This window comes from Streptomyces sp. NBC_01142 (genome assembly GCF_026341125.1).
In the GTDB taxonomy this organism is placed as follows: domain Bacteria; phylum Actinomycetota; class Actinomycetes; order Streptomycetales; family Streptomycetaceae; genus Streptomyces.
Map to the genome: position 1 here is coordinate 242448 of NZ_JAPEOR010000002.1, position 24107 is coordinate 266554.

The window sequence follows — 24107 nt, forward strand, 5'->3', positions numbered from 1 at the left end:
TCGTCTCATTCTCCGGATCGTCCTTCCCCAGGCTGCGATGCTGCGCCGCCCCCGTCGAGGATGCCGGGAAGCGCTTCGAGGAACGCGTTCACTTCCGCGTCACCGATGATCAGCGGCGGCATGAACCGTACGACATCGGGGGCGGGAGCGTTCACCAGGAAGCCGGCACCCTGAGCCGCCTGCTGCACCTGGGGCGCGAGGGACTCCGTAAGCACCATACCCAGCAGCAGGCCGGCACCGCGGACGTGGGAGACGAGTGGGTGGCCCAGCGACTCCACTCCCTGGCGCAGTTTCTCACCGAGCCGCTTCACCTCGTCGAGCGCTCCGTCGGCCGCGAGGGTGTCGAGAACGGCCAGTCCGGCGGCGCACGCGACCGGGTTGCCACCGAACGTCGATCCGTGGTGGCCGGGCTTCAGCAGCTCGGCGGTCTCGCCGAAGACGACGGTCGCGCCGATCGGGAGCCCGCCGCCGAGCCCCTTGGCGAGCGTGACGACATCCGGCTCGACGCCCTGATGGGCCTGGTACGCGAACCAGTGGCCGGTCCGTCCGATGCCCGTCTGGACCTCGTCGAGGACGAGCAGCGTGCCGGTGGCCCGGGTGATCTCCCGAGCGGCCTCGAGATAGCCCTTGGGCGGGACGACCACACCGTTCTCGCCCTGGACGGGTTCGATGATCACCAGTGCGGTCTCTTCGGTGACCTGGGCCCGCAGCGCTTCGACGTCGCCGTACGGGACATGGGTGACGTCTCCCGGCAACGGCAGGAACGGCTGCTGCTTCGCCGGCTGGCCGGTCAGCGCGAGGGCGCCCATCGTCCGCCCGTGGAAGCCGCCGGAGGTGGCGACCATGTGCGTGCGCCCCGTCAGCCGGCCGATCTTGAAGGCGGCTTCGTTGGCCTCCGCGCCGGAGTTGGAGAAGTAGACGCGTCCGGGGCGGCCGAAGAGCTGGATCAGGCGCTCGGCGAGCGCGACGGGCGGCTCGGCGGCATAGAGGTTGGAGACATGACCGAGGGAGGCGATCTGGCGGGAGACGGCCTCGACGACGGCGGGGTGGGCGTGGCCGAGCGCGTTCACGGCGATCCCGCCGACGAAGTCGGTGTACTCGGCGCCGTCCGCGTCCCAGACCTTTGCGCCCGCGCCACGGACCAGGGACAGCTTCGGCGTGCCGTAGTTGTCGGTCATCACACTCTGCCAGCGCTGCGCGAGCTCCTCGTTGCCGGTCACTGTGCTCCCCCTTCTTGTCCGTCCGGCACGACCATCGTGCCGATTCCCTCATCGGTGAAGATTTCCAGCAGGATCGAGTGCTGGACGCGGCCGTCGATCACGCGGGCCGTGTTGACCCCGTTGCGTACGGCGAACAGACAGCCCTCCATCTTGGGGACCATGCCGCTGGAGAGATCGGGCAGCAGCTTCTCCAGTTGCAGGGCGGTGAGCCGTCGGATCACGTCGTCGCTGTTGGGCCAGTCCTCGTAGAGGCCCTCGACATCGGTGAGGACCATCAGCGTCTCGGCGCCGAGCGCCGCCGCCAGCGCGGCCGCCGCGGTGTCGGCGTTGACGTTGTAGACATGGCTGTCGTCCGCGGAGCGCGCGATGGAGGAGATGACCGGGATACGGCCGTCCTCCAGGAGCGCCTCGATGGCCCCCGTGTCGATCTTGGTGATCTCGCCGACCCGGCCGATGTCGACCAGCTCGCCGTCGATCTGCGGCAGATGCTTGGTGGCGGTGATGGTGTGCGCGTCCTCGCCGGTCATACCGACGGCGAGCGGGCCGTGCTGGTTGAGCAGCCCGACGAGCTCGCGCTGGACCTGACCGGCCAGCACCATCCGTACGACGTCCATGGCTTCGGAGGTGGTGACCCGCAGGCCCGCCTTGAACTCGCTCACCAGGCCGTGTTTGTCGAGCTGGGCGCTGATCTGCGGACCGCCACCGTGGACCACGACCGGCTTGAGTCCGGCGTGGCGCAGGAAGACGACGTCCTGGGCGAAGGCGGCCTTGAGGTCCTCGTCGACCATGGCGTTGCCGCCGAACTTGATGACGACGGTCTTGCCGTGGTGCCGGGTGAGCCAGGGCAGCGCCTCGATGAGGATCTCGGCCTTCGGCAGCGCGGTGTGCTTGCGGGAGCTCATGAGGAGTACGCGCTGTTCTCGTGGACGTAGTCGGCGGTGAGATCGTTCGCCCAGATGACGGCGGACTCGGACCCGGCGGCAAGATCGGCGGTGATCTTCACTTCGCGGTAGCGCATGTCGACCAGCTCCCGGTCCTCGCCGACGCTGCCCTTCTTGCAGACCCAGACGTCGTTGATGGCGACGTTCAGCTGGTCCGGTTCGAAGGCTGCCCTGGTGGTGCCGATGGCGGAGAGCACCCGGCCCCAGTTGGGGTCCTCCCCGTGGATGGCGCACTTGAGGAGGTTGTTGCGGGCGATGGAGCGGCCCACCTCGACGGCGTCGTCCTCGGTCGCCGCGTTGATCACCTCGATACGGATGTCCTTGCTGGCGCCCTCGGCGTCGCCGATCAGCTGGCGGGCCAGGTCGTCGCAGACGGTCCGTACGGCCGCGGCGAACTCCTCGTACCGGGGGCTGATCCCGCTGGCCCCGGAGGCGAGCAGCAGAACGGTGTCGTTGGTGGACATGCAGCCGTCGGAGTCGACCCGGTCGAAGGTCTGCCGGGTGGCGTCGCGCAGGGCCTTGTCGAGAACCGCGGCGTCGAGGTCGGCGTCGGTGGTGAGGACCACGAGCATGGTGGCGAGGCCGGGGGCGAGCATGCCCGCACCCTTGGCCATGCCGCCGACGGTCCAGCCCTCGGCCTCGGCGACGGCGGTCTTGTGGACGGAGTCGGTCGTCTTGATGGCGATGGCGGCCTTCTCGCCGCCGTGCGCGGACAGTTCGGCTGCCGCCTTCTCCACTCCGGCGAGGACCTTGTCCATCGGGAGCAGCAGACCGATCAGACCGGTGGAGGCGACGGCGATCTCGCCGGCGCTGTGCCCGCCGAGGACCTCGGCGACATGCTCGGCCGTGGCATGGGTGTCCTGGAAGCCCTGGGGGCCCGTACAGGCGTTGGCGCCACCGGAGTTGAGGACGACTGCGGTGACGTCGCCGCCCTTGAGCACCTGCTCCGACCAGAGGACGGGCGCGGCCTTGACGCGGTTGGAGGTGAAAACGCCCGCGGCGGCGCGGCTCGGACCGTTGTTGACCACGAGGGCCAGGTCCGGGTTGCCGTTCTCCTTGATCCCGGCGGCAATGCCCGCCGCCGAGAATCCCTTGGCTGCCGTGACGCTCACGGTGCTACTCCGATCGTGGAAAGTCCGTTGTCCTCGGTGAGCCCGAGGGCGAGGTTCATGCTCTGCACCGCGCCACCTGCGGTGCCCTTGGTGAGGTTGTCGATGGCGCTGATCGCGATGATGCGGCCGGCGGCCTCGTCGTACGCGACCTGGATCTGGACGGCGTTGGAGCCGTAGACGGACGCGGTGGCGGGCCACTGCCCCTCCGGGAGCAGGTGGACGAACGGCTCGTCCTGGAGTGCCTTTTCGTAGGCTCCCCGCACGTCGTGCGCCGTCGTGCCCGGCCTGGCCTTCGCGCTGCATGTGGCGAGAATGCCACGGGCCATGGGCGCGAGGGTCGGAGTGAAGGAAACAGCGACCCGCTCCCCCGCCACAGCGCTCAGGTTCTGGATCATTTCGGGAGTGTGCCGGTGGCTGCCGCCGACGCCGTACGGGCTCATCGAGCCCATCACCTCGGAGCCGAGCAGATGCGGCTTGAGCGCCTTGCCCGCGCCGGACGTGCCGGTGGCGGCGACGATCACGGCCTCGGGCTCGGCGAGCCCGGCGGCGTACGCGGGGAAGAGGGCGAGCGAGACGGCGGTGGGGTAGCAGCCGGGTACCGCGACGCGCTTGGCCCCGCGCAGCGCGGCACGGGCGCCCGGCAGCTCGGGGAGGCCGTAGGGCCAGGTCCCGGCGTGCGGCGAGCCGTAGAACGTCTCCCAGTCACCGGCGTCCTCCAACCGGAAGTCGGCACCCATGTCGATGACGAGGACCTCGTCGCCGAGCTGCTCCGCGACGGCCGCGGACTGCCCGTGGGGCAGGGCGAGGAAGACGACATCGTGCCCGGCGAGCACTTCGGGGGTGGTCGGCTCGAGTACGCGTCCGGCGAGCGGGAGCAGATGCGGCTGGAGGCTGCCGAGCCACTGGCCCGCGTTGGAATTGGCGGTCAGGGCACCGATCTCGATCCCGGGGTGGGCGAGGAGCAGGCGGAGCAGTTCCCCGCCCGCGTATCCACTCGCTCCTGCCACTGCTGCTCGTACCGTCATCGGAACCCTCCATCGCTGATGGCATGACTATACGCAGCATCGCAGTTTTATGCAACGAGAAGAATCTTGCGACCGGCCGTTGATGTGCCTGAGCCGGCGAATGCCCTGAGTTGCCTCCGCTGCCGTTCTTCCCCTGCGATGCGGTCGCCAAGTCAAGCGGTCAGGACGGCCATAACGGTGCAACACGTGTGGTGCACGGGCTCGGCGGAAGGCACTCAGTAGGAGGCTGTCCGGGGAACGACAATCGGCGACCACCAGGCTCGCGGGCGCCGGTCGACCGGCCACCGGGTGGCGTGCACGCGGAGCCGTCCGTCGGGCGGCTCCGCGTACGACGCGTCGGGTTCAGTCGGTGATGTACCAATCGTTCTTGAGGTACTCCAGGGTGTAGCTGCCGAGGTCGCTCTCGGAGAAGGTTGTGGAAGCCCTGACCGCTTCGACCGGCATCTCGATCTTGTCAGGCGTGCGCACGGCGATGCGCTGCGGGTCGACCGTCGCGGTCAGCAGGGCCTTCTTCTGCGTGGGCGAGATCATCTGGAACACGGCGGAGTACGTCGACGTGCACGGGCCGGACCCCTGGTCCTGTGCCTTCTTCGCGGCGGGCCCGGCCACCTCGCAGACCGTGTCGATGTCCTCACGGCCCAGGGCGTGGAGGTACTGCTCGTACCGCTGGATCGCGCCCTCCTTCGTCCTGGGTGCGGGCTGGTCGCCGGTTGGCTCGGCCGACGGCTTCTCGGTCCGAGCGGACACGGACGGCGTGGCCGACGGCTCTTCGGCCGGCGTAGACGCGGACGGCCGCGAAGGCTTCGCGTCCGTGTCCTCCTTCGATTTCTCCGGACCGCACGCGCACGCCACCAGCGCCACACAGGCCGATACCGCCACGCTCACCATCGTCCGAGCTTTCATTCGGGTCCCCCATCACCAGCCGACAACACGTCAAGAGGTCACGCAGGATCCGGGGGAACGGTTCCCTGGCCACGCCCGACGCAGTGCGGAGCGGCCCGCGAAGCGCGCCGAGTCGCCCAACTCCTCTTCGATCCGGATCAGTTGGTTGTACTTCGCCGTGCGGTCGGAGCGGGAGAGCGAGCCGGTCTTGATCTGACCGCAGCCGGTCGCCACCGCCAGATCCGCGATGGTGGTGTCCTCCGTCTCGCCCGAGCGGTGCGACATGACAGCCGTCCAGCCCGCCTGGTGGGCCGTGGTCACCGCGGCCAGCGCCTCGGTCAGGGTCCCGATCTGATTGACCTTGACCAGGACCGAGTTGCCGACGCCGGTGCGGATGCCCTCGCGCAGCAGCGTCTCGTTGGTGCAGAAAACGTCGTCGCCGGTGAGCTGACAGCGGTCGCCGACGCGGGCGGTCAGCTCGCGCCAGCCGTCCAGGTCGTTCTCCGCCATCGGGTCCTCGATGGAGACGACCGGGTAGGCGTCGATGAGCTTGGCCAGGTAGTCGGCGTGCTCGGAGAGGGTGCGGCGCACCCCCTCGCCCGCATAGTCGTACACCCCGTCGCGGAAGAACTCCGACGACGCCGGGTCCATGACCAGGCCGATGTCCGTGCCGGGGCGGTAGCCGGTGCGCTCGATGGCGGTCATCACGAAGTCGAGCGCCTCCTCAGCGGTGCGCAGCGCCGGCGCGAAGCCACCCTCGTCGCCGACGCCCGTGGAGTGCCCGGCGGCCAGAAGACCTCGCTGCCCATGCGGACGGCTTCCGCGAAGGTGTCCGCGCCCCGTACGAGGACTTCCGGCCGGCACGCCGAGAGCACGCACCACCGCAGTGACACAGCCGCTCCGCGGCGGGCCCTCCTTCACGGTAGCGCCGGAGTCTCGTGGTCATTCCGCCCGACCGGGTGAAGCCGGTTCCGTCGAGGCGATGAGTCTGCGGGCACCCGCAGGTCTATCCCTTGACGGAGACAACCGACTCATCGGGAGTAAGCCATGGGCCTCATCCACATCGAGCTGTTCGCGACCCTCGACCTCGTCGGGCAGGCGCCCGGCGGCCCCGACGAGGACCCGGCGGGGTTCCCGTTCGGCGGCTGGCAGGCGCCCCTGCTGGACGAGGTCGCCGGGGCGCAGGTCGGTGCCGCGTACGAGGGCACGGACGCCCTCCTGCTCGGCCGGCGGACGTACGACATCTTCGCCGCCTACTGGCCTCACCAGGAGGGTGGCGAGGACAACGAGATCGCCACGCTCTTCAACAGCGTCCCGAAGTACGTGGCCTCTCGCGGCAGGCCCGACCTCTCGTGGGCCGGGTCCATGCAGCTCGGCCCGGACCTCGCCGCCGCGGTGCGTGAGATCCGTGAGCGGCACGAGCACGTAGGTCGTCGGGAGCCTGAACCTCGTGCAGACCCTCCTGCGCGAGAAGCTCTTCGACCGTCTCGATCTCTGGCTGCACCCGATCGTGCTCGGCGTCGGGAAGAAGGTGTTCGACGATGGCGCGGTGCCCACCAACGTCACGCTCCTCGCACCCCCGGTAGCCAGTCCGAAGGGCACCGTGTACCTGCGCTACGGGCTCGCCGACGGCACTCCCGCGACGGGCGACATGAGCGCACCCGATCGCGGCGCCGGAAGCGACGACTGAGGTCACCCCCCGCCTGGTGGGCCCGCGCCGCTGCGCAACGGGCACCGGGATATTGGCCGCCAGGCTGCCCACCCTGCCCCAGGCCGGAGAGACCGCAGCGCGGTGAGGGTGATCGGAATCTGGGCATCGAAGTTGTCCGGGCCAGGTGGCGCGCCAGTCACAGTTGTCCTGCGCCGGCAAAGGTTGATCAGTGACAGCAAAGTTTGAGTGGCGCGGGCCATGGGGGCACTCATCGACTGTTGAGCGGGAGGGGCGGGCAGCCGACTCTGTTCGTCAGAGCGCTATGCCCCCATTGCACAGATATTCTGGGAAGTGTGATCGAGTCTGGACGGCCGCGGCTCCGCAGGCGCCCCGGCCCGGGAAGACTTGTGCGGCTGTCGCCGGTCATCCTGACCGTCGTCATCGCCAGCCTGGCATACACCACTCCGCCGGAAATGGCCTTCAGCCGCCTCCTGCCCGCGGCGCCGGCCCTCGCCGCCGCCATGTGGCCGGTGCTCCCCACCGTCCTGCTCGGGACGGTCTGCCTCTTGCTGATGATCGGCCTCAGTCTCGTCTTCCCCGATCTGGGGACGTGGTGGACGGCCGCGGGGATCATCGCGGTTACCGTGGCCGCCGCGTACGGAAGCCATGTCCGGCTCCAGCGGGAGCGCACGCTCTTCCAGGTACGGCTCGTCGCGGACGCGGCGCAGCAGGTGGTGCTGAGCCCTCCGCCACGTCGCATCGGCGGCATCGAGATCGAGTCGCTGTATCTCGCGGCTGCGGCGGAGGCCCGCATCGGCGGGGATTTCTACGAGGTGGTCGACACGCCATACGGGGTCAGGCTGCTCATCGGTGACGTGCGGGGCAAGGGCCTGCCGGCAGTGGGGGCGGCCGCGGCGATCGTCAACGCCTTCCGGGAGGCGGCCTACGGCGAGACCGACATGGTCAACGTCGCACGCAGGCTGGACGCCAGCAGCACCCGTTACAACGCCGCCTTTCCCCCCGAGGGGCCGATGGAGCGCTTCGCCACCGCCCTTCTCGTCGAGATCCCGCACGAGGGCAGACGTATCAACATCCTCAACTGCGGACACCCTCCGCCGCTGCTGCTGAACCGCGGGAAGCTCCGTGTCCTCGAGCCGGCCACCCCATCGCCACTGCTCAGCCTCGCGGAGCTGATCGGCGATCAGTACACCGTCGACACCTTCGACTTCGCCCCCAACGACCTGCTGCTTCTCTATACCGACGGGATCGCCGAGGCCCGCGCCCGCGACGGCGAGTTCTTCCCGCTGGCAGCTTGGATGCGTCGACAGCCCCCGACACCGCCCCGCGAACTGCTCACGGCTCTTCACCGCGATCTTCTCCGCTACAGCAGAGGACGCCTTGACGACGACATCGCCGCCCTCGCCGTACGCCTGTATGAGCCCTGAGGCACGGAGTCCCAGTGAGCGGCCCGCACCACTCGACCTCGATGTCACACACTCGAGGTTCGCCCCGGAGCGCACCGCTGGTGCCATCCAGAAGGCAACGAGTTCTGCCTGCTCAAGCGACGCCTCGACCCATTCTGACGGCCCTCGCCCGAGCGATCGACGCAGCCGCCACCCGGGTGGCCCCGATGCGACCCCCAGCTATAGATGGCGGTTCCCAGATCTTGTTGGCGGCTGCGGGTGGCAGGGCAGTGACAGCTGGCGCATCAGATCCACCATCACGGCAAGCGGCAGCGACGGGTTGGCGGCCGCTGCTTCCACCACCTTCCAGTCGGTGTCGGTGAGCAGTTCTACGATGACCGTCACCGGTAGTGCCGGATGGCCGGCGGCTATGGGCCTCGCCTTTTTGTCCGCCAAGCAGGCGAGCAGGGCCAGGGCCGTCGCATTGCGATGCCGGGCAACCTGGCGGAGCGCTTTGTGTACCGAGGGGTTGTGGCGGGTCAGGTGCTCCAGAAGCGCCGGAGTCGCGTCCGGGTTGGCTGCCACCTTGGCGACGACTTGGGCTCCGTGGCGGTCCACCATGGCGCGCAGTTGAGCTTCGGAGAGGCCCGGGTGCGGCGCGATGGACTTGACCACCTTCGCGTCGGGGTCAGCGGCCAGACCGTCGCGGATCTCGGCCGGCAGATCGCGCCGCTCGGCCAGAAGCATCCGCACGGCCGGATTCGGCGACTTGGCCAGCTCCGTGACCTCGGCGGGAGAGGCGGAGGCGATCCGCGGCAGCAGAGTCGGTCCGATCCTGGCAGCCCCGGCCAAGGAGGTGAGTACGTCGAGCGCCACATGTGGGTTGTGTGCGAGCCTGCGCTGCACGTCGTGACCACGGTCGGTGGCCAGCGCGCGGATCAGTGCGTCGTCGATCGCGGGATTCTCGGCGAGGTCGGCTCGAACACCGGGAACGGGGTCACCGGCGAGCTGTCCCCACACCTCCGACTGCAGGTCGGGGCGGGCGGCGAGCGCCCAGCGCAGCAGCATCGAGGGGTGGTCGGCGAAGCCGACGACGGCTTGGGTGGGTGTGGCCGGATTCCGCAGCGCCATCCGCTGCATCTCGTACACGATGGATTCGTGAGAGCCGTCGCAGGAGGCGCCGGGCAGCAGATCGCAGTCGAGCCGCGAGCATTGCGAACCGTGTACGAACGGTGTCTCTTCGCGGTCGCAGACCAGGCACCGCTGCGCCGGAGGCAGCCCCTCGCCGGTGATCAGCGCAGCCAGTACGGCCGGGGGCGTCGCCTCGTTGGCCGCCACCGCGCGGCGGACCTCGGCATGCGGATGCCCCGCAAGCCGGGCGGCCATGTCCGGCGTGGTCCACAACGCGAGCTCCGCGACGACCCGTACGTCCGGGTCGGCAGCGAGCGTCTCCACCACATCGGGCGGGAGGCCGGAGCAGGCGGCCAGCTTCTCCCGGCGCTCGACGACCGGATCCACCGCGAAGAGGCGCGCCCACTCCGGGCTGCCGGCCTGCTCGTTGAGCAAGGCGAGCGCGGCGTGCGGCTGTGCCACCGGATCAATGTCGGCGGTGGTCAGCCGCCCCTCGTACGCGAGTTGCACAGCGCTCTCCTCAACGCGCGAGGCCAGCGCGACCGCCTGCGCATGGCTGAGGTCCGCGCGATCAGCGAGGTCCGCGGCGATGTCGGCGTCCGCGACCGCGATCAGCCGGTCGACCAGCTCGGACGGCAGGGCCGGATTGGCGGCGAGCCCGCACAGGACATGGTTCACAGGGGCATCCTGCCCGGACCGTGATCGCATCGCTCGTGGATTTCAACGTCGATGAGTTCCTCGCGCATCCGGCCACGCCCTGAGTGCTTCAGTTGGCCCGGTTGGCGCTGTAGTTGGCCCGGCTGAGCGTCAGACTTGGCCCGGCGAAATTCAGAGTGCCCTCAAGTGCACGGTCACGCGCTGCACCTGCGGAGCGGACCGTGCGCGGGATCGGCCCCTCCACCGGGCGCGCGACGACCGCCCAGGCAGCATGACGGCAAGACCGCAGAGAAGAGGAATCAGTGAGCAGCCAAGAACGACCCCGCCACTTCTACTACGAGACTCCCGGCGTTCCTCTCCCTGAGGAGCCGGAGCCCGAGCTGGTCCTCGACCCGGCCACAGAAGTCATCGAGGCCCGCCAGGTGACGGAAGCCTGGCAGCGCATCGAGACGTGGCTGCGCGAACACGCCCCCGCATCCCACGCCACGCTGCGGCCCGGCGCTTCGGAGGGGCAGATATCCGCCGTCCTGTCGGCGGTGACCGGCCCCGTACCAGCCGCGCTGCAAGCACTGTGGCGGCTGCGCGACGGCGTGGTGCGCGACGCCGGCCGCGAGGTGTTCCTGATGGACAACTGGGCACTGCTGCCGACGGAAGGCGCCATCGAGGAATACCGGTTCCGCAGGAAGGACGGCGACGATTACTGGAAGCCGCACTGGACGCCGTTCGCCTCGTGGGCTGCGGACTACAGGCGGTACGGGCTGTTCTTGGACGCCGACAGCGGAGAGGTGTGGTCATGGGGGGACGGAGACCGCAGGCCGAAGTACGAATCGCTGACGGTCTACCTGGAGGAGACGGCGGACGCGCTTGAGGTCCCGCACCTGCTGGACGGGTACCGCCCTGGCCTCGCCCACGGCGGCCTGACGTGGGGGCATCCCGACGACCCCCCGGAGGGCTGGGTGCCCTTCCCGAAGGTGCCGCGCAGGCAGTCGGTGAGGGCGTCCAGGCAGCCGCCGAAGTAGCCGCCCGGTCCGTTCACCGCCTCGCCGAGCGCCGGACAAGGCCCTGGACGTCGGTGATCTGCCGGCCGTCGAACTCGTACGCATGACCGGCCGGCCGGTCAAGGTGCACGCGTCGGCAGGCCCTCTCCCGGCCCAGGTCCAGCCAGGCCCCGCGCTGCCGGGTGTCGAGGCCGGCCCAGGCGCCGGGTGTCTCCGGCGGCCCGGCGAGCCATCGATCCCAGACCGGCCGGGCGTGCTCCGGAACGGGCGCGAAGAGCCTGCCGTCCAGCTCCAGCTCCAGCCACAGGTCGATCAGATCCGCGCCGCGTGCCGACGGGTGCCAGGCACTGGCTGGAGCATGGAGCAGGGTTTCACCGCAGCCGCGGTGCGCCGATGCCAAGCCCGTGGAAACCGATCACGCACCGATCAGAGGAACGTGAAGCCCAGGTGCTTGTGCAGCGCTTCAGCCTGCTCGGGCGTGGCGAGGACCATGATGCTGTCGTAGCCGGCGCTCGGCTTGCGTTCGAAGTCGACGTAGCGCCATGAGCGGGGGTCGTCGTCAGGGGCGGTCTCGGCGATGGCCTCGCAGGCCGCCTCGTGGTCGTAGTAGTCGTCCGCGAAGTGCTCGGCGCGGATGGACACGAGCCTGCCGTTTCGTTCGAACTCCAAAAGATCGAAGCGGCCGCCCTCGAAATCACCTTCGCCCTCGACGATCCGAACGTTGGTGAGGGTGACTTTGCCGCCGGCGACCTCGGCAGCCTCTGCCAGCAGGCTTCCGTAGTCGCCGTAGATGGAGTCGATGTCGTCGGCGTGGACCGAGACCGCCACGCCGAAGTCCTCGAGGGCACTGGCCGCCCCGTAGTGATCCAGCTCGTCGCCCGCGTAGTCGGCGGCGTCTTCAAGGACGCTGCGCATCTTCTCCTTGGGCACCATGCCGATCTCGTGAAGGATCGCGCCTATCCGCGCGTACGTAATCGATGAAATGTTCGACACGGAGGGGATCCTGCCAGACGCGCGGTCTCCTCGCGTCCAGTTCGGGTCGGAAACTCCGCGCCGGGGCGAGGAGTTCGCAGACCTGGGCGATGCCCCGGCTTTCGATACGGCGGAACCGGCGCGGCCGGTGGGTTCCGTTGCAACCCGTCGGGACAGTCCGTTGCCGTGGCCGGAACACCGCTGACAGGATCTCCGCCATGCCCACCTTCTCCGCACATGATGGAACCGACCTCGCTTACCACGTGTTCGGAGAGGGCATCCCGGTGATCTGCCTGCCGGGCGGCCCGATGCTGGACTCCATGTACCTCGGTGAACTCGGCGGCCTGTCGGCTCATCGACAGTTGGTCATGGTGGACCCTCGGGGCACCGGCCAGTCCGCGATACCGGAGAATGCCACCTCGTACCGCTGTGACCGACTTGTCGATGATGTCGAGGCTCTGCGCGAGCACCTTGGTCTCGACCGGGTGGACCTGCTCGCGCACTGCGCCGCCGCGAACCTCGCGGCGCTGTATGTGGCCCGGCACCCAGAACGCGTCGGCAAGCTGGCCCTGATCACTCCGAGCACCATGGCCGTCGGCATCGCGGCCACCGGGGAGTCCCGGCTCGAGACCGCGCAGCTCCGCAAGGACGAGCCCTGGTTCGGAGCGGCCTTCGCAGCTCTTGAAGCAATCGTGGCCGGCAACGCCACCGACGACAGCTGGAAGGCCATCGACCCCTTCTTCTACGGCCGATGGGATGCGGCGGCACAAGCCCACCAAGCGGCCCAGGACGGCCGTCGGAACGACGAGGCCGCAGCCGCCTTCGGCGCTGAGGGCGCATACGACCCGGACGCCACTCGCGCGGCACTCGGCGTATTCGACGCGCCGGTGCTGCTGCTTGCCGGCGAGGTCGACCTGAACTCGATTGCGAGCGTCGTGGCCGAGTTCGCGGAGCTGTTCCCGAACGCCGAGCTCGTCGTTCAGCCGGAAGCGGGCCACTATCCGTGGCTCGATGATGCTGACCGGTTCGTGGCGAGGACCGCGACGTTCCTGGGATGAAGGTTGCGTTGCGAGGGTGCCGATCGAACACCGACCTGCCGCCCGGGCCGGGCCGACGCTGTCCACGCGCCCCTTCTCGATGGCATCGCCGGGCATATGGCGCTCATCAGGTGCCCTGCGAGTCGCCTCTACTGCCGGCAGACCGCAGCAGCCATGAGTTCCTGTTAGAGGACGGCTTCAGGACGGCGCTCAGGGCACAGCGAAGCTCTCCAGTTCCTGCGGAGCGAACTGGAGAGCGGGCCGCGCGAGCTCGCTGAGCTGATCACACGCACGACATCTGGAAGCGTGTGAAGCGGCCGGTCGGTGCCGGTGCGCGGAGGTCAGGAACGCGGCCCGCGGGGCTGGTCGCCGCGCGCCGCCTTCTTCTCCTTGATCCGCACCGTTTCCTTCCGGACCTCGGCCTGGGTGGCGCGTTCCCGCTGCAGCCACTCGGGACGGGCTTCCTTCAACGCGTCGATCTGCTCCGTGGTCAGGGCGTCCGTGACCCCGCCACGCGCAAGCCCCGCGATGGAGATGCCCAGCTTCGCCGCGACCACCGGGCGCGGATGCGGGCCGTTGCGTCGCAGTTCCAGCAGCCACTCGGGCGGATCGGCCTGCAGCGCACTCAACTCGGCGCGCGAGATGACACCCTCCTGGAACTCGGCGGGGGTGGCCTCGAGGTACACACCCAGCTTCTTTGCCGCGGTGGCGGGCTTCATCGTCTGGGTGGTCTGGTGCGACGTCATGGTGTCAAGAGTATCGAGCGTGTGCGCTACCTCCGACCACGACCGGTAACCTGGCGGAGTGACAGGCTCGGAAGTATCCCCTTCGTTCCGGCTCGCGTACGTCCCGGGGGTGACGCCCACCAAGTGGGTGCGGATCTGGAACGAGCGGCTGCCCGACGTCCCACTGACCCTCGTCGCGGTGTCCGCCACCGAAGCATGTGACGTGCTGCGGAGCGGCGGAGCCGACGCGGGTTTCGTGCGACTGCCGATCGACCGGACGGACCTCAGCGCGATCCCCCTCTACACGGAGACCACGGTCGTCGTGGTCCCGAAGGACCACGTCGTGGCAGCGGTCGAGGAGGTGTCCGCCGAGGATCTTGCCGACGACATCGTGCTGCATCCCCTCGACGACACCCTCGACTGGGAGCGTCTGCCGGGACGGCCCGCGAACGAGCGCCCCGCCACGACCGCGGACGCCGTCGAACTGGTGGCAGCCGGAGTGGGACTACTCGTCGTCCCGCAGTCACTCGCCCGCCTGCACCACCGCAAGGACCTCACGTATCGGCCGGTCTCGGACGCACCCGAGTCGCGCATCGCGCTGTCGTGGCCCGAGGACGAAACCACCGAACTGGTGGAGGACTTCATCGGGATTGTCCGCGGGCGGACGGTCAACAGCTCACGGGGGCGCTCTCCGGCCCCGGCACAGCCGAAGCCCAAGCGCGCCGACACGAGCGGCGCACGACGGAAGCCCGCACCCGGCAAGTCGACCGGCAAGAGCCCACGGAGCGGTTCCGGCGGCCCCAAAGGCGGCAAGCGCGGCAAACCTCGCCGCTCGTCCTAGCCCCGGCGGCGCGCACGACGGTCGGCGCAGCCGCGCTCGGCCCGGCAGGATTCCGGCGCCTCACCCGGGCTTCCGCGATCGAGAGTGAGTACTCCACCGCGTCGCGGCTCCGGGCCGGGGCTGAATCCGCGTCCAGTCTGCGTACAGGCCGGGACTGAATCCGCGTCCAGTCTGCGTACAGGCGGCCGGCAAAGTGACAGGCACCGCCGCAGAGGCTCTGCACCAGGCCGAGCTTCGCGTTCCCGTGGGCGACGATCGCGTCCGCCAGGCGCCGGCTCGGCCCCGATGATGTCCTCGTAGGCGAAGCCGAGCCGCCGCATGCCGGCCTTCCGGTGAGGTGCCGCCATACGTACCCGGCGGTATGTGCGGTGGCCACTCGCGAGCACGGACGGGGCCGGTGTCCCGTGCGGCCTTGCTCCACGCCGAGCAACGCATTCGGGCCCATGATGTGGCGGGCCCGTACGGAGTGCTCGACGGGCACGACGTCTCGACGGGCACGAAGCAGAGGCGTGCGCCCTGAGTGCGTCCGGCGGCCGGCGGCCGGCGGCCGTCTCGACATCTGCGGGACCGGCGGCGGCCGGCACGCGGCCTGGAGCCGGGTGTGGCACGGGGAGCACGGAACGGGAAACGGATGACCACCGCGCCGGCCTCTCCTGTCGATCCGGCTCGCTGCCGTTCGTATAGAAGGTGAGAGGCCGGACCGGTAGAAGGTGAGAGGCCGGACCGGAGCCCGCCGTGACGAAGACTCCCGCCAAGGAGGAACAGCCATGAAGCAGTACCTGCTCAGCATCTACCAGCCCGACGGAGACCCGCCGCCGCCCGAGTTCCTGGAACCGATCATGCGGGACCTCGAGGCCGTGAACGCCGAGCTCAGGGCGGCCGGCGCCTGGGTGTTCTCCGGGGGCCTGCATCCGCCCGGCACCGCCACCGTGGTGCGGCTGAAGGACAACGAGGTGCTCACGACCGACGGCCCGTACATCGAGGGCAAGGAACACATCGGCGGGTTCACCGTCATCCGGGCTGCCGATCTGGACGCCGCGCTCGAATGGGGCCGCAAGCTCGCCCGGGCGATCACTCTCCCGATCGAGGTCAGGCCACTGGAGCACGGAACCTGCGAGTGACATCCGGCATGCCCGAGGGTTCCGCATCGGCGGCAGAGCGCGTCTTCCGCGAGGAGTACGGCCGCGCGGTCGCGGTCCTGGTCCGCGTCTTCGGTGACATCGACATCGCCGAGGAGGCGGTCCAGGACGCGTTCGCCGAGGCTGTGCAGCGGTGGCCGTCGGCCGGGCTGCCCCCGAGCCCGGCCGGCTGGATCATCACCACCGCCCGCAACCGGGCGATCGACCGCCTCCGCCGGGAGGCCTCCCGCGAGCTCCGGCACGCACAGGCCGCCCTCTTGCAGGCCCGCGACGAACCGGCCGAGGAGGGACCCGTGCGCGACGACCGGCTGCGCCTGATCTTCACCTGCTGCCATCCCTCGCTCGCTACGGCGGCCCAGGTCGCGCTGACACTCCGGCTCCTGGGAGGGCTCACCACGGCGGAGATCGCCAAGGCCTTCCTGGTGGCCGAGCCGGCCATGGCCCAACGGCTGGTCCGGGCGAAGGGCAAGATCCGCGACGCCCGGATCCCCTACCGGGTCCCGAGCGAGGCCGAGCTGCCGGACCGCCTGCGGGCCGTGCTGGCCGTCGTCTACCTGATCTTCAACGAGGGGTACACCGCCGGCTCTGGCGACCGGCTCGTCCGCGAGGACCTCTGCGCGGAGGCTGTGCGCCTGGGACGGCTGCTGGCCGAGCTCATGCCCGACGAGCCGGAGGTGAGGGGCCTGCTCGCGCTGATGCTCCTCGCCGAGTCACGCCGGGCCGCCCGCACCACGCGGGACGGCGAGCTGGTGCTGCTGGCCGATCAGGACCGCGCTCTGTGGGATCAGCGGCTGATCGCCGAGGGCCAGGCGATCGTGCGGCAGTGCCTGCGACGCGACCGCCCCGGCCCGTACCAGATCCAGGCGGCGATCAACGCCGTCCACAGCGATGCGCCGGTCGCGGCCGACACGGACTGGCAACAGGTCCTGCAGTTGTACGACCAGCTGCTGGCGCTCGCGCCGAGCCCGGTCGCGGCCCTCAACCGCGCGGTCGCGGTGGCCGAGGTCGAGGGACCGGAAGCGGCGCTCACCCTCGTCGACGGCCTCGGCCCCGGCCTTGCCGGGTACCACGTCTTCCACGCGATCCGGGCCGATCTGCTCAGACGCCTCGGTCGCAGCGCCGAGGCGGCACTGGCGTACGAGGCGGCGATCGCCCATACCGAGAACACGGCCGAACGCGACTTCCTGGAACGCCGCCGGGAGTCTGCCCGTTGAGCCGGTTCTTGCCCGCCCTACGCTCCTGATCATGTCAATCCCGCTCAGTGATTCCGCACGCGGACTGCTCGACGCTCCGAACCCCGCGATCCTCGCGACGGTCCACCCCGACGGAAGCCCTCGGACCTCGGTCGTCCGGGTGGGAGTGGACGGGGACGACCTGGTCGTCTCCTCGCAGGCCGGCCGCCGCAAGGACAAGAACATACGGAACGAACCGCGGGTCAGCCTGAGCGTGTACGACCCGAGTGATCCGCTCCAGTACGTCGAGGTGCGCGGTATCGCCACCGTCACCGAGGACACCCGGCGCCGGGTCGCCGCGGCACTGGCCGAGCAGTACGAAGGGCCAGGTGCTGGTCAGGAGTATCTGGAGCTGCCGCCGGAGGTCGTCCGCATCGTCATCCGGATCACTCCCCAGCGTGTGGTGGGGACCGCCGCGGGCGGATGAGCGACACTGCGGACCGCGGGGCATCCCCGCGTGCCGACGAGGGACACCCGCGGGCCGGTTGTGGGCATCCCCGCGCTCACGCCGACGCCTCCAGCCGCAGGCTCCAGCGGCCCGGCAGGCCCGTCAGGGTGACCGTCGACAGCGGGCGGACGTCCACGTTCCAGTACGCCGAGGGCGGCAGCTTCAGTGCGTACAGCAGAGCCGCCCGTACGACCGCGGGCTCGGTCACCGCGACGATGACGCTGCCGTCCTCGGCGGGACGGGTGTCGAGCCAGCCCCCTATGCGCGAGATGAAGGCGAGCAGCGACTCGCCGCCGTGCGGCGTGGAGCGCGAATCGGTGAGCCAGGCGTCGACGGCAGCCGGTTCGCGGGCCGTGACCTCCGAGAGGGTGAAACCGCGCCAGCGGCCCATGTCGCAGTCGCGCAGCGCGGGCTGGGCGAGCGGCGCGAAGCCGAGGGCCTCGCCGGTCGCCCGGCTACGGGCGGTCGGCGAGCAGTAGCGCAGCTCGGCAGCGTTCAGCGGTACGAGCGCATGCGCCGCCAGCTGTATCTCGTGCCAGCCGGCCTGATCGAGCGGCCGGTCGTCGTCGAAGCGCTCGGCGAGCAGGGAGGAGCTGCGGGCGGCAGCCACCAGCGTGATCCGGACACTCATGGCGTGATCGTGGTGGCGAAAGCCACGCAGGTCAAGAGGCCGCCGCCGCCACCTCGTCCCACGCACTCCGCAGCCGCCGCACGCCTTCGGCGATCTCGGCCGGGCCCGCCACGCCCGCGAAACTCAACCGCACATGCCCGGCCGGGGGTTCGGCGCAGAAGTAGGGCCGACCAGGGGCGACGGCGACGCCCGCGCGCAGGGACACGGAGACCAGGGCGGCCTCGTCCGCGCCGTCGGGCAGGCGCAGCCAGAGGTGGTAGCCGCCGGACGGGATGTGCGGGAGGGTGAATCCGGGCAGGGCCGGCAGCAGGGCGGCGGTCGTCGCATCCCTGCGCGCCCTCAACTCCGCGGCCACCGTGCGCAGATGACGGTTCCAGGCCGGTGAGCCGACCAGTTCGAGAGCGGCTTCCTGGAGCGGGCGGGGTACGAAGAAGTTGTCGACGACATGGATGGCGCGCAGCCGCTCCAGGACCGGCCCACGTGCGGCCAGGACCCCCACCCGCAGACTGGGCGAGGTCGCCTTGGTGAGCGAGCTGACATGGACGACCACCCCGTCGTGGTCGTCGGCGGCGAGCGGCGGGGGCAGGGGGCCCGCGTCCTCGTGCGCCATGCGGCGCGCGAAGTCGTCCTCGACGACGAAGGCCCCCGCCTCGCGTGCGATGCGCAGCACCTCGGGGCGGCGCTCCGGCGAGAGCACCGCACCGGTCGGATTCTGGAAGAGTGGCTGGCAGACGAAGACCCGGGCGCCGGTGGCCTTGAAGGCGGCGGCGAGCAGCTGCGGGCGTACGCCCTGGGCGTCCACCGGGACCGGCACCGGCCGCAGCCCGGCGGCGCGCGCGATGGCGAGCATGCCCGGATAGGTGGGCGATTCGACCAGGACCGGGGCGCCGGGCGGGGCAAGCGCTCGCAGGGCGGTGGTCAGCGCGGACTGTCCGCCCGCCGTGACCAGGACATCGGCGGTGCCGAGGGTGTCGCCGAGGCCGCGGGCGAACCACTCGCGCAGTTCGGGCAGCCCGTCGATGGGCGGCCGCCCCCATGCCCCCGGCCGCCGCCCCGCCCGCGCCAGGGCGGCGGCCATCGCCCGCTCCGGCTGGAGGGACGGGTGCAGATAGCCGCCGTTGAACTCCACGACACCCGGCGGCGGCGCGGCGAGGGTGACCAGCACCCCGGAGGCGTCCACGGCACGCGGCACCAGTTCGGTCGCGGCGTCGGCGCTGAGGGACACCTCCTGCCAGGAGGTGTCCCCGGGCGGCGGGGCGGCGGTACGGGGCTGCGCCCGGAAGGCCCCGGCCCCGGGACGGGTGACGACCAGGCCCTCGGCGGCCAGCTGCGCGAGCGCCCGGGAGACGGTCACCGGCGAGACCCGGTAGCGCTCGACGAGTGCCCGGCTCGACGGGAGCTTCCCACCAGGTGAGTAGCGGTCGAGCTCCTGCTTCAGAGAATTGGCCAGTTCAGCCACACTGCTACGCTCGTGCATGACAGCACAGGATAGCGCTACTCCCACCACCGCGATAGCGGTCAGCAGCGGCACCCTCCTCGCCGCGCTCGGCGTCGTCGCGTTCTCGCTCACCTTCCCGTCCACCGTCTGGGGCCTGGAGAGCTTCGGCCCCTGGTCCCTGGTCGCCGTACGGAGTGTGCTCGCCGCATGCGTCGCGGGCGGCTTTCTGCTGGCGATGCGGGTGCCGCTGCCCGACCGCCGGCACTGGGCCCCTCTCGCGGTGGTCGCCGGCGGTGTGGTCGTGGGCTTCCCGTTGCTGACGACCCTCGCCCTGCAGACCTCCAGCACCTCGCACGCCGCCGTGGTGGTGGGTCTGCTGCCGCTGACCACCGCCGCGTTCGCCGCCGTACGCACCGGGCGGCGCCCCTCCCGCAGCTTCTGGGTGGCGGCGCTGGCCGGGGCCGCGGTGGTGATCGCCTTCACCGTGCAGCAGAGCGGCGGTGCGCTCCAGGCCGGTGACCTGTATCTCTTCGGCGCACTGCTGGTGTGCGCGGCCGGTTACACCGAGGGCGGCCGGCTGGCCCGCCGGATGCCGGGCTGGCAGGTGATCGGCTGGGCGCTGATGCTCTGCCTGCCCCTCGCACTCGCCGGCTCGGCCGTCGCCCTCGCCTTCGAGCCGGTCCGGCTGACCGCACACGGGGTGATCGGGCTGGTCTGGGTCGCGGCCGGATCGACCTTCTTCGGTCTGTACGTCTGGTACCGGGGCATGGCCTCGATCGGTATCGCCAAGGCCAGCCAGCTCCAGCTCGCCCAGCCGCTCCTCACCCTGATCTGGTCGGTGTCCCTGCTGGACGAGCGGCTCTCGCCCGCCGCTCCGGTTGCGGCCGTCGCCGTCCTGGTGTGCATCGCACTCACGCAGCGCGCCCGCGCCTGAGGGTGCAACTCCCACCCCCGGCCGTAGACTCGGAACACAGACCATCCCCTTCGAGGAGGTCACTCCCGATGCAAGCGAACGTGGGCGACACCCTGCTGATGCACGGCCGGACCGTGGGACAGCACGACAAGCGCGCCGAAGTTGTTGAGGTGCTGGGTCCCGAGGGCACCCCCCCGTATCGCGTCCGCTTCCAGGACGGGCACGAGGCACTGATGTCACCGGGTCCCGACACCGTCGTACGCCACGACGAGAAGGCCTGAACGAAAGCCGCCTCAGTTCGGCGGCCGCACCCTGGTCGGATAGTGGTCGGCCACGACCCTGGCCATCGCGCCGACCGGGTCCTGCATGACTTCTTTGGCCGAGAAGAAGCAATGGCCGCGCGCCTCGGTGTAGTCGCGCGCCAGCGTGAGGTGTCTGGAGAGTTCGCCGGGGTCCTGCCAGGGCGCCGGCTGGCCGGGAGCGCCCGCTTTGTAGAGGGCCTCACCGATGTAGAGGTGGACGCCCGTGCCCCGTGCCACCTCGTTCCACCAGGGCAGCAGTCTGGCGTAATCGGCGGGAGAGAAGCCGATGTTCCAGTAGATCTGCGGAACGATGTAGTCGATCCAGCCCCGTGTCACCCAGGTGCGGGTGTCGGCGTGCAGATCGTCATAGGTCTGTACGCCGGCCCGGGTGTCCGATCCGAGCGGATCGGTGGCGGCGTTGCGCCACACGGCGAAAGGACTGATGCCGAAGCGGACGTTCTTCTTCGCCTTCTTGATCCTGGCAGCCGTTTCGCGCACCAGCCGGTCGATGTTGTCGCGCCGCCAGGCGGCCTTGTCCGGGAAGCCGGCACCGTAGCGCGCGTACGTCTCCTCGTCGTCGAAGACCTGGCCGGCGACCGGATACGGGTAGAAGTAGTCGTCGAAGTGCACCGCGTCGATGTCGTAGCGGCGGACGGCGTCCATCATCGCGTCCTGGACGAAGCGGCGGACTTCGGGGATGCCGGGGTTGTAGTAGAGCTTCCCGCCGTACGGAAGGACCCACTCCGGGTGCACCCGGGCAGGATGGGTCTCGACCAGCCGGGACGGGTCGGTGTGGGATGCGACACGGTACGGGTTGAACCAGGCATGCAGCTCCAGGCCGCGCCGGTGGGCCTCGCGCACAGCGGTGCCGAGCGGGTCCCAGCCGGGATGCCGTCCCTGTACGCCGGTGAGGTACTCCGCCCAGGGTTCGTACGGTGAGGGCCACAGGGCGTCCGCCGTCGGCCGCACCTGGAAGACGACGGCGTTCAGCTTCCGGGCGACGGCGGTGTCGAGGTGGGCGAGGAGTTCGCTGCGCTGCTGGGCGGCGGTGAGGCCCGGCCTGGACGGCCAGTCGCGGTTGGCGACGGTCGCGAGCCACATCCCGCGGAACTCCCGGCGCGTCGTATGCCGCCGGTCCGCGGCCCCGGAGGCCGGCCGGGCGGCGGCGTCCCCGGCCGTCGTCAGCGCGGCCAGCGCCGCGGCGGCGGTCACCACAAAGCCCCGCCGCCCGAATGGTCCGCCGGTGCGTTCGCCGCCGTGTTCAGCGCCGCGTTCAGCGCCGCGTTCACCGTCACGTTCACCGCCGTGTTCACCGTCACGTTCACCGCCGTGTTCACCGTCACGTTCACCGCCGCGTTGACCGCCTCGTTCACTGTCACGTTCACCGACTCGCTTGTCGAAATGCCCCATTTGCCCTCCATGGTGCGCTCGCTACCCGAAGCCGTATCCGCTCAGCATGCCCGCCCCTGGGGGTCATGCACCCGCGCATCCGGAGTAACGTCAGGGGGTCGAGGTGGGCGCCGGAACCATACGGGGGGCCTGCCGCACAAGATCAGCGAAAGGCACGAGGTGACGGACTCAATGGCCGACATTGCACGCGTCGGAGTGGTGGGCTGTGGCCAGATGGGCGCAGGCATCGCGGAGGTGTGCGCCCGCAGCGGCCTCGAGGTGAAGGTCGCCGAGACCACGGGCGAGGCCCTGGAGATCGGTCGCACCCGACTGCACAACTCCCTCTCGAAGGCCGCCGAGCGCGGCAAGATCACCGAGGAGGAGCGCGACGCGACGCTCGAGCGGCTGAGCTTCACCACCGACCTGGGGGAGTTCGCCGACCGCGATCTCGTCATCGAGGCCGTCGTGGAGAACGAGCACATCAAGACGGAGATCTTCCAGGTCCTCGACCAGGTGGTGACCCGCCCGGACGCCATCCTCGCGTCCAACACCTCCTCCATCCCGCTGGTGAAGCTGGCCGTCGCGACCTCGCGCCCCGACCAGGTCATCGGCATCCACTTCTTCAACCCGGCGCCGGTCCAGAAGCTCGTCGAGCTCATCCCGGCGCTGACCACCTCCGAGGAGACGATCAAGCGCTCCGAGGCAATGGTGCAGAACGTGCTGGACAAGCACCCGATCCGCGCCCAGGACCGCTCGGGCTTCGTGGTGAACGCCCTGCTCATCCCGTATCTGCTCTCCGCGATCCGGATGTTCGAGTCGGGCATCGCCAGTCGCGAGGACATCGACAACGGCATGGAGCTGGGCTGCGCCCACCCGATGGGCCCGCTGAAGCTCGCCGACCTGATCGGCCTGGACACCGTCGCCTCGGTCGCGGACTCGATGTACGCGGAGTTCAAGGAGCCGCTGTACGCCGCTCCCCCGCTGCTCCAGCGGATGGTGGACGCGGGGCGGCTCGGCCGCAAGACGGGCTCCGGCTTCTACCCGTACTCCTGATTCACACGGAGTGCGGGGCGTGCTCGCATATGCCGTGCGCACACACTCCCGCCCTCCGACCAGGGAGAGTTGACTCGGTTCCGCTCAGTCAAGGGTCCGCTGCACCACTTGCCGAAGAGGAGACCGTCCGTGACAACCGACCCTGATCATTTAGTGGTCGTCGAAGAGTTCGCCGAACTGCGCCGCAGCCTCGACGTCGGCCTCGCCCGTATCGACGGGCACCTGGCACTGCTCGCACAGCGCAACGACCAGATCGACCGCGATCTGACCGATCTGGCCGCGCGCGTCGGGGCGCTCGAGCACGCCAGGTGGCCGCTGCCCGCCGTGGCCGCACTGACCGCTCTGGGAGCGCTGGCGGTGACGGTCTGGCAGGCTCTCGCGCCCTAGCCGGCCGGGCTCAGCCCAGCCGCAGATGGTGGAGCATGAGCAGCCCGGCCGCCATGTTGGCGGCCGGGACCTCACCGCGGGCGATCATGTCGGGGACGAGCTTCAGCGGTATCCACTCGCGGCGCGAGGACTCGAAGTCGTCCTCGGGATGACCGATGTACGTCGCGTCCTCGGACCAGTAGAGATGGTGACGGGCGTCGGTGAGTCCGTTGGACGGCTCGACGGTCAGCAGATGCTGGAGGCGGCCCGGGCGCCAGCCCGTCTCCTCCTCCATCTCGCGGGCGGCCGCGGCCTCGATGTCCTCACCGTCCTCGACGACGCCCGCGGCGAGTTCCCAGCCCCAGCTGTTGGTGATGAAGCGGTGCCGCCAGAGCATCAGCACCTCGTTGGCCCGGTTGACCGCTGTCGCGACGGCGACCGGGCGGAGCCGGATGAGGAAGTGGTCCAGGTGCCGGCCGTCGGGGAGTTCGACATCAGCCAGGTTGACCCTGAACCAGCGGTTTTCATACACAGTTTGTTCGCTTAATTTCGTCCACTGCACTTTTCTGCCACCTTCCGACAAGTAGATGGCAACATCGCA

At 70.1% G+C, this 24107-nt stretch carries 24 protein-coding genes and 3 pseudogenes; 12 read left to right on the plus strand and 15 right to left on the minus strand.

The annotated features are described in order from the left end of the window. Positions 1 to 5 precede the first annotated feature (5 nt). From OG883_RS18465 to OG883_RS18490, 6 genes and pseudogenes are all read right to left on the minus strand, one after another. Positions 6 to 1220, minus strand: a complete 1215-nt coding sequence (locus OG883_RS18465) for an acetylornithine transaminase (protein WP_266542284.1) — start codon at positions 1218 to 1220, stop codon at positions 6 to 8. Beyond that, positions 1217 to 2122, minus strand: a complete 906-nt coding sequence (gene argB / locus OG883_RS18470; protein ID WP_266542286.1) for an acetylglutamate kinase — start codon at positions 2120 to 2122, stop codon at positions 1217 to 1219. Before argB ends, OG883_RS18465 begins: the two co-directional genes overlap by 4 nt. Continuing rightward, on the minus strand, positions 2119 to 3273 hold the full coding sequence (argJ, locus tag OG883_RS18475; protein ID WP_266542288.1) for a bifunctional glutamate N-acetyltransferase/amino-acid acetyltransferase ArgJ: 1155 nt from the start codon (positions 3271 to 3273) through the stop codon (positions 2119 to 2121). Before argJ ends, argB begins: the two co-directional genes overlap by 4 nt. Beyond that, complete coding sequence (gene argC / locus OG883_RS18480) at positions 3270 to 4298, minus strand: N-acetyl-gamma-glutamyl-phosphate reductase (RefSeq protein ID WP_266542290.1); 1029 nt, start codon at positions 4296 to 4298, stop codon at positions 3270 to 3272. The genes argJ and argC overlap by 4 nt, the downstream gene beginning before the upstream one ends. A 342-nt stretch (positions 4299 to 4640) precedes the next feature. Beyond that, the gene (locus tag OG883_RS18485; RefSeq protein WP_266542292.1) at positions 4641 to 5045 is read right to left on the minus strand and encodes a hypothetical protein; all 405 of its coding nucleotides are present in this window, start codon (positions 5043 to 5045) and stop codon (positions 4641 to 4643) included. A gap of 186 nt (positions 5046 to 5231) precedes the next feature. Continuing rightward, a pseudogene (locus OG883_RS18490) lies at positions 5232 to 6019 on the minus strand (enolase C-terminal domain-like protein); the annotation flags it as partial. A 208-nt stretch (positions 6020 to 6227) separates the two neighbouring features. On the opposite strand from OG883_RS18490, the pseudogene OG883_RS46810 reads away from it, so the two are divergent. Next, a pseudogene (locus tag OG883_RS46810) lies at positions 6228 to 6870 on the plus strand (dihydrofolate reductase family protein). A gap of 314 nt (positions 6871 to 7184) precedes the next feature. Beyond that, the gene (locus tag OG883_RS18500; RefSeq protein ID WP_266542296.1) at positions 7185 to 8276 is read left to right on the plus strand and encodes a PP2C family protein-serine/threonine phosphatase; all 1092 of its coding nucleotides are present in this window, start codon (positions 7185 to 7187) and stop codon (positions 8274 to 8276) included. A 198-nt stretch (positions 8277 to 8474) separates the two neighbouring features. Here the strand turns inward: OG883_RS18500 and OG883_RS18505 are convergent, their stop codons facing one another. Next, positions 8475 to 10043: a hypothetical protein gene (locus OG883_RS18505; RefSeq protein ID WP_266542298.1), complete on the minus strand. Its 1569-nt coding sequence runs from the start codon at positions 10041 to 10043 to the stop codon at positions 8475 to 8477. Between the two features lie 281 nt (positions 10044 to 10324). Between OG883_RS18505 and OG883_RS18510 the strand changes: the two genes are divergently transcribed. Next, positions 10325 to 11041, plus strand: coding sequence for an SMI1/KNR4 family protein (locus OG883_RS18510; protein WP_266542300.1), 717 nt, complete (start codon positions 10325 to 10327; stop codon positions 11039 to 11041). On the opposite strand, the pseudogene OG883_RS18515 reads toward OG883_RS18510, so the two are convergent. Further along, positions 10987 to 11366 (minus strand): annotated as a pseudogene (locus OG883_RS18515) (barstar family protein); the annotation flags it as partial. The gene OG883_RS18510 and the pseudogene OG883_RS18515 overlap by 55 nt on opposite strands. Before the next feature lie 80 nt (positions 11367 to 11446). Next, the gene (locus OG883_RS18520; RefSeq protein ID WP_266542302.1) at positions 11447 to 12013 is read right to left on the minus strand and encodes a hypothetical protein; all 567 of its coding nucleotides are present in this window, start codon (positions 12011 to 12013) and stop codon (positions 11447 to 11449) included. A 197-nt stretch (positions 12014 to 12210) separates the two neighbouring features. On the opposite strand from OG883_RS18520, the gene OG883_RS18525 reads away from it, so the two are divergent. After that, positions 12211 to 13050, plus strand: coding sequence for an alpha/beta fold hydrolase (locus tag OG883_RS18525; protein WP_266542304.1), 840 nt, complete (start codon positions 12211 to 12213; stop codon positions 13048 to 13050). 320 nt (positions 13051 to 13370) lie between these two features. Here the strand turns inward: OG883_RS18525 and OG883_RS18530 are convergent, their stop codons facing one another. After that, entirely contained in the window at positions 13371 to 13775 is a 405-nt protein-coding gene (locus OG883_RS18530) for a DUF5997 family protein (protein WP_266542306.1), read from the minus strand. Between the two features lie 58 nt (positions 13776 to 13833). Between OG883_RS18530 and OG883_RS18535 the strand changes: the two genes are divergently transcribed. From OG883_RS18535 to OG883_RS18550, 4 genes are all read left to right on the plus strand, one after another. Then, a complete protein-coding gene (locus OG883_RS18535; RefSeq protein WP_266542308.1) occupies positions 13834 to 14595 on the plus strand; it encodes a LysR substrate-binding domain-containing protein in 762 nt (253 codons plus the stop codon). A 767-nt stretch (positions 14596 to 15362) separates the two neighbouring features. Then, entirely contained in the window at positions 15363 to 15716 is a 354-nt protein-coding gene (locus OG883_RS18540; RefSeq protein ID WP_266542310.1) for a YciI family protein, read from the plus strand. A gap of 8 nt (positions 15717 to 15724) precedes the next feature. After that, positions 15725 to 16948: an RNA polymerase sigma factor gene (locus OG883_RS18545; RefSeq protein WP_266542312.1), complete on the plus strand. Its 1224-nt coding sequence runs from the start codon at positions 15725 to 15727 to the stop codon at positions 16946 to 16948. A 31-nt stretch (positions 16949 to 16979) separates the two neighbouring features. After that, complete coding sequence (locus tag OG883_RS18550; protein WP_266542314.1) at positions 16980 to 17393, plus strand: PPOX class F420-dependent oxidoreductase; 414 nt, start codon at positions 16980 to 16982, stop codon at positions 17391 to 17393. Between the two features lie 76 nt (positions 17394 to 17469). Here OG883_RS18550 and OG883_RS18555 read toward each other — a convergent pair whose 3' ends face one another. Continuing rightward, complete coding sequence (locus OG883_RS18555; RefSeq protein WP_266542315.1) at positions 17470 to 18045, minus strand: histidine phosphatase family protein; 576 nt, start codon at positions 18043 to 18045, stop codon at positions 17470 to 17472. Between the two features lie 31 nt (positions 18046 to 18076). Further along, on the minus strand, positions 18077 to 19522 hold the full coding sequence (locus OG883_RS18560; RefSeq protein ID WP_266542317.1) for a PLP-dependent aminotransferase family protein: 1446 nt from the start codon (positions 19520 to 19522) through the stop codon (positions 18077 to 18079). Between OG883_RS18560 and OG883_RS18565 the strand changes: the two genes are divergently transcribed. Next, positions 19521 to 20417 (plus strand): DMT family transporter, encoded by an 897-nt coding sequence (locus tag OG883_RS18565; RefSeq protein WP_266542319.1) that lies wholly within the window; start codon positions 19521 to 19523, stop codon positions 20415 to 20417. The two genes, OG883_RS18560 and OG883_RS18565, sit on opposite strands and share 2 nt — an antisense overlap. 68 nt (positions 20418 to 20485) lie before the next feature. Next, positions 20486 to 20677 (plus strand): DUF1918 domain-containing protein, encoded by a 192-nt coding sequence (locus tag OG883_RS18570; RefSeq protein ID WP_266542321.1) that lies wholly within the window; start codon positions 20486 to 20488, stop codon positions 20675 to 20677. Positions 20678 to 20689: 12 nt separating this feature from the next. On the opposite strand, the gene OG883_RS18575 is transcribed toward OG883_RS18570, so the two are convergent. Both OG883_RS18575 and OG883_RS18580 read right to left on the minus strand, forming a co-directional pair. Next, positions 20690 to 21910, minus strand: coding sequence for a glycoside hydrolase family 10 protein (locus tag OG883_RS18575; protein WP_266542323.1), 1221 nt, complete (start codon positions 21908 to 21910; stop codon positions 20690 to 20692). Then, complete coding sequence (locus tag OG883_RS18580) at positions 21907 to 22119, minus strand: hypothetical protein (protein ID WP_266542325.1); 213 nt, start codon at positions 22117 to 22119, stop codon at positions 21907 to 21909. The genes OG883_RS18575 and OG883_RS18580 overlap by 4 nt, the downstream gene beginning before the upstream one ends. 160 nt (positions 22120 to 22279) lie before the next feature. Here OG883_RS18580 and OG883_RS18585 point away from each other — a divergent pair, with 160 nt between their 5' ends. Both OG883_RS18585 and OG883_RS18590 read left to right on the plus strand, forming a co-directional pair. Further along, the gene (locus OG883_RS18585; protein ID WP_266542327.1) at positions 22280 to 23140 is read left to right on the plus strand and encodes a 3-hydroxybutyryl-CoA dehydrogenase; all 861 of its coding nucleotides are present in this window, start codon (positions 22280 to 22282) and stop codon (positions 23138 to 23140) included. Positions 23141 to 23269: 129 nt separating this feature from the next. Next, positions 23270 to 23527, plus strand: coding sequence for a hypothetical protein (locus OG883_RS18590; RefSeq protein ID WP_266542328.1), 258 nt, complete (start codon positions 23270 to 23272; stop codon positions 23525 to 23527). 10 nt (positions 23528 to 23537) lie between these two features. Here the strand turns inward: OG883_RS18590 and OG883_RS18595 are convergent, their stop codons facing one another. After that, on the minus strand, positions 23538 to 24068 hold the full coding sequence (locus tag OG883_RS18595; protein WP_266542330.1) for an NUDIX hydrolase: 531 nt from the start codon (positions 24066 to 24068) through the stop codon (positions 23538 to 23540). Positions 24069 to 24107 lie beyond the last annotated feature (39 nt).